Genomic DNA, 8188 nt, shown 5'->3' with positions numbered 1-8188 from the left:
CTCGGCTCGCGCCCAGCAGTTCCAGGATAACCGTATTTAGCGCGTGCCGCCCCGAAATCGCGGGCAAAGATAGCCGCAATATCCTCGATATTTTGCGCTGGCAAAGGTAGCTCGCTCGTTGGATGAATCGATTGCCCGATCGAGATTTGTTTGAGCCAATCCACCGCCACCAATTCACAAGCCAATCGCCAAGCCTCATCACTTCGCACCGGATCGACATGATTGAGGAAAATGTGTAAATTACACTGAGCGATCGCATACGCCCATTCTGCACCACTAGCCCGCTGCCAGCCATTTAGCTCGATCGAGCTAGAGGGTTGTTTGTCATAGCGATTCTGAACCACAATCCTGGCAAACCCATCCTGCGAAAAGTTTTGCCCGATCGTACTACCGACTCGATCGATAAATGCAAAAATCGGATGTTGGCGCAAGATCTCCAAGCCCTCTTGGATCGCTGCAAGGTTTTTCTGGGGCGGACGTTTTGCACTCATCTGGGGACGGGGGGAGGGGGGGACGGGGAGACTGGGGGTACTTAACTCACTATCCACTATCCACTATCCACTAATCTACTTTTGCATCGCCAATCGCGGCAACGCGCGTGCCAGCTCGATCGTATACCAGGCAGGTAAAGTCGCGCCACTCTCTGTCTCTGTCACTACCAACTGTGCCAACTCTGTCGAAATCCTTGCCAGCAGCACGATTAGTTCCTTACACCGATTTGCTAGCTCGCGAGTTTCCCGCCGTACCTTGGATTCATCGTCGGGTAATTCCTTAATTAAGCGATCGCGTAGCTGTTGCGTCAGAAAATAGAGAATATCCCGCTCATCCGGTTTTTCCGGCCAACTGGCATCGCCCTTAATTATCGCCGTCAAATCATGCGCCCGTTCTCGCAACTTCACAAACGCTACAAACTGCTGGGCGTGGCTGGGAGTCAGCAGTCCCGTCGCAACTGTTTTCATCTCCTCAAGTGTCGCCGTACTCCCATAAGAATGCAGTGCCCGCGAGAGCATTTCCCACGCACGCGGCGTTGAAAAAGTCTCCTCATGCTTGGGTGGCTTCGACCACAAGTGGTCGGAACGATTGCTGATATAGGAGACTACCAATTCGTGAATATCCGCGCTTCCAGCCCATTTTAGCCAGTCCTTCGCCGAAACCCGTAATTGGACGTGGAGCAGTCGATTGATGAGTGCAGACGATAACGGACGCGTAATGGCGGCATCTTCCGCCCGATTTCCGGCTCCAATCACGATCGTACCTTCGGGAAGCTGGTATTCCCCAATCCGCCGATCGAGAATTAACGAGTAGAAGGCTTTTTGCACCTCTTGCGAACAGGCATTAAGTTCGTCTAAAAATAAGCAGTAAGGCCGATCTTGGGCGATCGTCGTCGGCGGACAAAACCGCGATTTCCCATCGACGATCTGCGGTACGCCGATAATATCTTCCGGCGCGAGTTGAGAACCCAGCAGCGAGATACATGGCAACCCGACAGATTCGGCAAAATTCCTGACTAGCGCTGATTTACCAATCCCAGGCGGCCCCCAAATGAACACGGGTAAAACTGGTGCGACGTTTAATAGAAACGGTGTCAATTGGGATGGAGTCAGGCTGGGCGCAGATTGCATGGCGATCGAGTCTTTTGGGTATTATAACCGACGACCGCAGCCGATCGAAAAGTAGCTAACTTACATTTTGCATTAAAACAAAGTTACTGGTGTTTTAGTGGATAGTGAATAGTGAATAGTGACTGGTACTCAGGAGTAAGTAAGTATTTGCTATTTCTCAATGCCCTAAAAAGAGCCAATTCCTCGTAAAATAGTTGAGATCAGGATTTTAACCCGTTAGCGTAGCTTTGGCTGTGCAGAGCGGTAGCAAATCGCTCCCCACTTTCTAGCACCAATGACTAGCAACCAGGATTTAATAGCTACACCGACTGCCTTCGATCTGGCGGCATATCTGACCGATCGACAGCCGCGCGTAGAAGCGGCTCTAGATGCCTCGATCCGCCCCGCCTACCCCGATACCATCTATGCTGCGATGAGGTATTCATTGCTAGCTGGGGGTAAGCGGTTGCGACCGATTTTGTGTCTGGCTAGCTGTGAAGCTGTCGGTGGCGATCCCGATCTGGCGCTGCCGATGGCTTGTGCGCTGGAAATGATTCACACCATGTCGCTGATTCACGACGACTTACCTGCGATGGATAACGATGATTATCGCCGAGGGAAGTTGACAAATCACAAAGTTTATGGTGATGATATCGCGATTCTCGCCGGAGATGGCTTGCTGGCTTATGCGTTCGAGTATATCGCCACCCAGACGCAGGGAGTGAGTGCCGATCGCGTCCTCAAAGCGATCGCTCATTTAGCTAGAGCCGTTGGCGCTAATGGCTTAGTGGGCGGACAAGTCGTAGATCTAGAATCAGAAGGCAAGTCCGATATCTCGATCGAAACCCTCATTTACATTCACAATCACAAAACTGGTGCCCTATTTCAATCTTCGGTCGTCTGTGGCGCAATCTTAGCAGGTGCTACCACCGCCGAAATCGAAAAATTAGCCAAGTTCGCCCAAAATATCGGTCTAGCATTCCAGATTATCGACGATATTCTCGATATCACTGCCACCGGAGCCGAACTCGGTAAAACAGCAGGCAAAGATGTCGAAGCTCAAAAAGCCACTTATCCCAAGCTGTGGGGATTGGCAGAATCTAGACATCAAGCTGATAAGCTAGTAGCTGAAGCAAAAACGATCTTGGCTGAATTTGGCGATCGAGCGCTACCGTTGCAAGCTTTAGCCGATTATATTACCGATCGCAAAAATTGAGCTGGGGTGGCGTCCAGATTTAGAGCTTGCTTTAGTTAAATAATCGAGGGCGACGGATCTCGTCAACCCATCAAGTATTGAAACTTGTCGGTACTTTAATGCTATTTTCATGCTAACTATTAGATATTACTTTAGTCCTTTCCTTTGTTTAGGTCATTTACGTGGTTAGTCAGGCAGCCCCACCAATCGATATCAATGACATCAGTCAAATTTTAGACAACCGGATTTTACTCGTAGCCATAGCTGCATGTCTGATCGCGCAGGTACTCAAATTGATTATCGATACGATTCAAAATGGTAAAGTTAGTGCCAAAGTATTGACGACGACTGGGGGAATGCCCAGCGCCCATTCAGCGCTAGTTACATCGTTAGCTACCGGAGTTGGCTTAAATTTAGGGTGGAAAAGTGCCGAGTTTGCGATCGCGACAATTTTTGCGATTATTGTGATGTATGATGCGGCTGGCGTGCGTCAAGCTGCTGGAAAACAAGCCCGCATTCTCAATCAAATGGTCGATGAATTATTTTCGGAAGATCATAAATTTAATGAAGAAAAGCTCAAGGAATTGCTAGGACATACACCCGTACAAGTAATTGCTGGTTCGATCTTAGGCATTGCGATTACCTGGCTATCTTTAGCGATCGATCGAGTCTAGTAGTTGCGAACATCCGGCGATTTCCACCGATTTGCTAGGTCGGCAATCGGCACTTACAATCGCTGCTAAGTTGGGATAAGAATGAGGAGAGTAACCCCAGTAGGCATATTTACAACAAAGATTTTATGTTTGGATCGTGCCTGCTAATAGTTTGACAAGATTCGCAAGTGTGCGGTACAAATATAAAAGAGAACTTTGACTGGCGATCGCATCAATCGGCTAAAGAGAGCATTTAGCAAGATTATTTTTACTTTTATTAGCATTCACACAATTAAAGCATCATCTATGACTCAGCAAGTGCTTCACCCGATGGTGAAAATGCAACGTCAGGTAGAATCTTTGGTAGCATCCAAGATTCTCAATCCTAGCGATGGAATTTGGAAAATTGCCTTCCTCTACGGTACTAAATGGCAATACTGGAAAAACGAGTTATTGGACTTTGGCTTTACGCTCGAAGATCCCGTCAGCGAATTACTTGAAGTCGAAGGTTGGGACGAGGATTAGATCGATCGGCAACATCAGTTTAAGATTTATTTACGATCTCAACTAGGCTTTTTAATAGAGATTGAAGAGACTGAAGTGTCTGAGGATCTGTTATCTCGCCTCGATCGTTTAATTTAGCAGAGACAGCCGGAATACAGATTGATGGAACTAGATCCGCCATCATCACTGCCAGCGTTTGCATGAGTGAGGCAGTTGCTTTAGCTCCACCGTCTGGAGCTGGCGATGCGCTGATGACAGCGGTAGGTTTGTACATGAATTCACCCGAAGAAACGATCCAGTCGAGGGCATTTTTGAGGACTCCAGGGATACCATGCGCGTATTCAGGAGTACAGAATATAACGGCATCAGCTTTAGAAATCCGATCTCGCCAAGCTTGCACGGGAGCGAGTGCCAGATCGCGATCGAGTTCGGGGTTAAAATGTGGTAAATCGCCAATGTCCTCATAAATTGAGAATTGAAGATCGGCTGGCACTAACTCACGCATTGCCCGCAAGATAGTTGTATTGCTGGAACTAGAGCGCAGACTCCCAGAAATTGCGAGAATTTTCAGCATCATCCGAATCTATAAATTTACTTGCCAACACGTAAAGCGTTCCTGTCTGATCGAGCATCGTCTCGATCAGACAGGAACATCCATGCTAGCAGCAGATTAGATGATACCGATTGCACCTGCGATCGAAACTTATAACTTAAACTTTGAATACTCACATCTTGCACCAGCGGCTTGTAGTCAGGAAGTTCCAGCTCTTAACGGCACTATCCACTATCCACTATTCACGATCCACTAAAATACTAACAACTTTGTTTTGATTCAAGATGTAAAAATAGCGATTTTCTCGATCCCGAATTTAAAGTTAGACCGATCGGTAGCTCCAACCGCCGCATTCGACGCGTTATAATTCTTTACGGACGTACTATCAATCGTAGCTAGCTATCAACTATGACCAAACCAGCACTGAATAGTTTTTTTGTCGGTCGTGCCCTAGCTCAAAGCCTGAATGAAAAACTAGGCGAGACGCTGACCTATACCTTGAGCGAACTTGGCAAAATTAACGCCGAGCAGGGCGAAAAACTCCGTCAATTTGCCCAAGAAGTCATCGAGCGTGCCGAACGAGAGACTGCGGCGGCTGGTGGGAATACTACGAGAGTATCCACGGATGGGATACGTGTAGATGTCCAGGAAACGATCGACGATCTCAGAGCCGAAATTGCCAGACTCAGAGCGGAAATCCAAAAACATCGCTACCAGAGTTAAGTATTAGTGGCGAGTGCATCGAGTAGAGAGTTAACTATCGACCAAACCCAACAATTATCATAAATTCCGTGACAGCTATTTCCGAACCTTGCCTGCCAACTAATAGCGAGCCGCCTACCGAGAGCCTTCTCGTGCCAACAGGTACTCCCGATCGCCAGAGTAGCATCGCCGCCATCCCAGAGGCAAGGCTTAGCCCCAGCTCGGCAGCGGTTGCTGCGACATCACAATTGTCTTTAATCCCCAGTGCTACTGTGCCAGAGTCGTCAACTATCTCCATGCCACCAATTGTGACTCATCAGTCTAGTAGCGACCGTGCGTATCGGTGGAATCGCACTAATTATTCTAGGCGGCGGCGGAAATTTGATATTTGGGCGTTCTTTATCACGTTCTTGAATGGTTCCTGGATCGACGGTCGGAAGTGGAGCTATCTTGGTGGCTACACTGAGGCAAAACAGGCCGCCAGACGCCGCCGACAGGCAATTTGGATTCGGGATACGTTTTTGGAATTAGGGCCGACTTTCATCAAGTTAGGACAGCTATTTTCGACACGGGCGGATTTGTTCCCTGTGGAATATGTCGAGGAATTATCAAAATTACAAGATCGGGTGCCAGCCTTCGGCTACGATCGCGTTGCCGAGATTATCGAGCGGGATTTGGGCAAACCCATCCCCGAACTATTCGCCAGTTTCGAGCCAGTACCGCTCGCCGCCGCCAGTCTCGGACAGGTACACATCGCACGGCTGCATACGGGTGAAGAAGTCGTCGTCAAAGTCCAACGTCCGGGACTGCACAAATTATTTACGATCGATCTGGATATCCTCCGGGGCATCGCCAAATATTTCCAAAATCATCCCAAATGGGGACAGGGCGGACGCGATTGGCTGGGAATCTATGATGAGTGCTGTAAAATTCTGTGGGAAGAGACTGACTATATTAGCGAAGGGCAAAATGCCGACACTTTTCGGCGGAACTTTCGATCGGCAGATTGGGTCAAAGTACCTCGCGTTTACTGGCGCTATTCTTCGACTCGGACGCTGACTTTAGAATACCTCCCCGGCATCAAAATCAGCCACTACGAGGGCATTGAAGCTGCCGGACTCGATCGCCAACAGATCGCCCGTCAAAGTGCCACCGCTTACCTCCAACAATTACTGACTGACGGTTTTTTCCATGCCGATCCGCATCCGGGAAATGTGGCAGTCGATCCCAAAACCGGAGCATTAATCTTTTATGATTTTGGGATGATGGGTCGCATCGCCCCCGGTACCAAAGAGAAACTGATGGATACCCTATTGGCGATCGCCGGACGCAATGCCGATCGCGTCGTCAATGGCTTAGTCGGATTGGGAGCCGTAGCCGCCGATGCCGATACCGATCCGATTCGCCGATCGATCCAGTATTTACTCGACAACTTCCTCGACAAACCGATCGAGGCGCAATCAGTCTCCCAGATTACCGACGATCTCTATGATATCGCCTACGGACAGCCCTTCCGATTCCCAGCAACATTTACCTTCGTCATGCGGGCATTCTCCACGATTGAAGGAGTCGGTAAAGGACTCGATCCCGATTTTAACTTTATGGCAGCCGCCCAACCCTTTGCGTTTCAGATTATGAATAGTAACGGTAACAGTACCCCCGATGCCAATACATTCCTAGCCGAAATCGGCAGACAAGCCGCTCAAGTCGGCTCATCCGCCCTCGGACTACCCCGCCGCCTCGAAGATACGATCGAGAAGCTAGAACGCGGCGATATCAAAGTCCGCGTGCGTTCGAGCGAAACCGATCGCTACTTACGCAGACTCGGCGCGATTCAACAAAGTACAAATTCGGCAATCTTGGCTGCAACATTTACGTTGTCTGCTACGATGCTGTTTGTCACTAACAACACGCTCCCGGCTGGGGTTTTTGGTATGTTCGCGGCGATTGCTCTAGTAGCATGGTTTCGGCAAAGCCGGAAAGTCGATCGTCAAGATCGGATGTCCTAAATTAGCGATCTAGGAGAGCTTATCTGGGTACTATGATATTGATGATGATAGACACTCAATCGGTTTTACAGCCGATCGAATAAACCGATCGCCCTTCGCGCTTGGGTTACGAGCAATTCCGCGCAGTCTACTCTAAAATTTTGGATTATTAATCGGTACAGGCATTAGATTATGAAATCGCGGTTCACAGGTCTTACAGATAAAGGGATGGTACGGAGTGCCAACCAAGACGCCTATCACATCGATCCTGATGGACGATTTTTTATCGTTGCCGACGGTATGGGCGGTCATGCAGGTGGCGAGGAAGCCAGCCGGATTGCGATCGAAACCGCACATACTTATATCGAGCGTAATTGGGAATCCGAACCCGATACCAAAAACCTGCTCGCCCAAGCCCTGATCGCTGCCAACGATGCGATCGTCACCGATCAAGAACAAAATACTCAACGCGCCGATATGGGAACTACCCTGGTGACGATTTTGTTTCGGGATGACTTGGTATGGTCGGCGCATGTTGGCGATTCGCGGCTCTATCGGCTCCGAGGCGACAAACTAGACTCGATCACCGAAGACGATACTTGGGTGGCTAGGGCGATGAAATTGGGTCAGCTTACTGCTGACGAAGCCCGCGTCCACCCATTGCGTCACGTACTATCTCATTGTTTGGGTCGTCGCGATTTACGTCAGATTAATATTCAGACTCAACAAGTTCAGGCTGGCGACCGGATTCTACTCTGTAGTGATGGTTTGACCGAAGAAGTCCCGCACGACGAGATTGCGATTCATCTGCAAGCCGACACCGAAGAACTCGCCGCCCAAGCTCTAGTCGATGCCGCTAAGCAGCATGGTGGGAGTGATAACATTACCGTAATCGTTGCCACGCTCGAATAATTAGCACGCGATTTACCATGTGCAGAAAATTGGTGCGAGTGGGCTAACTCTGCTGGTAGAAACACTTACTATTTAGTTGG

General features: G+C 49.1%; 9 protein-coding genes and 1 pseudogene. 7 read left to right on the top strand and 3 right to left on the bottom strand.

Features of this window, described 5'->3' with window-relative positions:
- Both RMO52_RS15510 and RMO52_RS15505 read right to left on the bottom strand, forming a co-directional pair.
- Window positions 1-491 (bottom strand): annotated as a pseudogene (locus tag RMO52_RS15510) (hypothetical protein); the annotation flags it as partial.
- A 75-nt stretch (window positions 492-566) separates the two neighbouring features.
- Window positions 567-1622, bottom strand: a complete 1056-nt coding sequence (locus tag RMO52_RS15505) for a MoxR family ATPase (protein WP_310415870.1) — start codon at window positions 1620-1622, stop codon at window positions 567-569.
- Window positions 1623-1896: 274 nt separating this feature from the next.
- On the opposite strand from RMO52_RS15505, the gene crtE reads away from it, so the two are divergent.
- The 3 genes from crtE (at window position 1897) to RMO52_RS15490 (ending at window position 3974) form a co-directional block, all read left to right on the top strand.
- On the top strand, window positions 1897-2817 hold the full coding sequence (crtE, locus tag RMO52_RS15500; protein WP_310415867.1) for a geranylgeranyl diphosphate synthase CrtE: 921 nt from the start codon (window positions 1897-1899) through the stop codon (window positions 2815-2817).
- 191 nt (window positions 2818-3008) lie between these two features.
- Window positions 3009-3470: a divergent PAP2 family protein gene (locus RMO52_RS15495; RefSeq protein ID WP_309744383.1), complete on the top strand. Its 462-nt coding sequence runs from the start codon at window positions 3009-3011 to the stop codon at window positions 3468-3470.
- 285 nt (window positions 3471-3755) lie between these two features.
- A complete protein-coding gene (locus RMO52_RS15490; RefSeq protein ID WP_309744377.1) occupies window positions 3756-3974 on the top strand; it encodes a DUF4327 family protein in 219 nt (72 codons plus the stop codon).
- A gap of 19 nt (window positions 3975-3993) precedes the next feature.
- Here the strand turns inward: RMO52_RS15490 and RMO52_RS15485 are convergent, their stop codons facing one another.
- Window positions 3994-4530 carry an NADPH-dependent FMN reductase gene (locus tag RMO52_RS15485; protein WP_310415864.1) on the bottom strand — a complete coding sequence of 179 codons (537 nt, stop codon included), beginning with the start codon at window positions 4528-4530 and terminating at the stop codon, window positions 3994-3996.
- Window positions 4531-4627: 97 nt separating this feature from the next.
- Between RMO52_RS15485 and RMO52_RS15480 the strand changes: the two genes are divergently transcribed.
- From RMO52_RS15480 to RMO52_RS15465, 4 genes are all read left to right on the top strand, one after another.
- Entirely contained in the window at window positions 4628-4762 is a 135-nt protein-coding gene (locus RMO52_RS15480; protein WP_310415861.1) for a hypothetical protein, read from the top strand.
- Window positions 4763-4914: 152 nt separating this feature from the next.
- On the top strand, window positions 4915-5229 hold the full coding sequence (locus tag RMO52_RS15475) for a DUF6825 family protein (protein ID WP_309744381.1): 315 nt from the start codon (window positions 4915-4917) through the stop codon (window positions 5227-5229).
- A 227-nt stretch (window positions 5230-5456) separates the two neighbouring features.
- Complete coding sequence (locus RMO52_RS15470) at window positions 5457-7217, top strand: ABC1 kinase family protein (RefSeq protein WP_396135011.1); 1761 nt, start codon at window positions 5457-5459, stop codon at window positions 7215-7217.
- Window positions 7218-7388: 171 nt separating this feature from the next.
- Complete coding sequence (locus RMO52_RS15465; protein ID WP_310415858.1) at window positions 7389-8108, top strand: protein phosphatase 2C domain-containing protein; 720 nt, start codon at window positions 7389-7391, stop codon at window positions 8106-8108.
- The last annotated feature ends 80 nt before the right edge of the window (window positions 8109-8188 follow it).

This window comes from Chamaesiphon sp. OTE_8_metabat_110 (assembly GCF_031382685.1).
Lineage (GTDB): Bacteria > Cyanobacteriota > Cyanobacteriia > Cyanobacteriales > Chamaesiphonaceae > Chamaesiphon.
Note: the sequence above shows the minus strand (reverse complement) of the source record. Positions and strands in the feature narration are given on the sequence as shown.

Excerpts from the sequence above, each read along its gene's own strand:
- RMO52_RS15490 (WP_309744377.1), top strand. The coding sequence starts at position 3,756 with ATGACTCAGCAAGTGCTTCACCCGATGGTGAAAATGCAACGTCAGGTA.
- RMO52_RS15480 (WP_310415861.1), top strand. The coding sequence starts at position 4,628 with ATGATACCGATTGCACCTGCGATCGAAACTTATAACTTAAACTTTGAA.
- RMO52_RS15475 (WP_309744381.1), top strand. The coding sequence starts at position 4,915 with ATGACCAAACCAGCACTGAATAGTTTTTTTGTCGGTCGTGCCCTAGCT.
- RMO52_RS15465 (WP_310415858.1), top strand. The coding sequence starts at position 7,389 with ATGAAATCGCGGTTCACAGGTCTTACAGATAAAGGGATGGTACGGAGT.
- RMO52_RS15505 (WP_310415870.1), bottom strand. The coding sequence starts at position 1,622 with ATGCAATCTGCGCCCAGCCTGACTCCATCCCAATTGACACCGTTTCTA.
- crtE (WP_310415867.1), top strand. The coding sequence starts at position 1,897 with ATGACTAGCAACCAGGATTTAATAGCTACACCGACTGCCTTCGATCTG.
- RMO52_RS15485 (WP_310415864.1), bottom strand. The coding sequence starts at position 4,530 with ATGATGCTGAAAATTCTCGCAATTTCTGGGAGTCTGCGCTCTAGTTCC.